Here is a 236-nt window from a genome sequence, read left to right as displayed (position 1 = left end):
GCGCCGTAGAGTTGGTATTCCTCGTACATGACGCCGACGAACACGCCAACGTTCTGCTCCGCAGCGACGCTGCCCCGGGTGTAGCCGGCGTCTTCCAGCGTGGCGTGCACGCATTGCAGGAACAGCCGCTCCTGCGGGTCCATCAGTTCGGCTTCTCTCGGCGAGATGTTGAAGAACAGCGGGTCGAACTCATCCACGCCTTCGATGAAGCCGCCCCATTTGCTGTAGGTCTTGCC

At 61.9% G+C, this 236-nt stretch carries 1 protein-coding gene; it reads right to left on the bottom strand.

The genetic code is table 11. The features are described from left to right. The coding region (locus tag FKP22_RS31675) for a beta-ketoacyl synthase N-terminal-like domain-containing protein (protein WP_141292105.1) at positions 1 to 236 on the bottom strand (236 nt) is incomplete at both ends.

Source organism: Ideonella azotifigens (assembly GCF_006519715.1).
GTDB lineage: Bacteria > Pseudomonadota > Gammaproteobacteria > Burkholderiales > Burkholderiaceae_C > Ideonella > Ideonella azotifigens.
The sequence above is the reverse complement of the archived record's forward strand: the minus strand, read 5'-3'. Positions and strand labels throughout refer to the sequence as shown.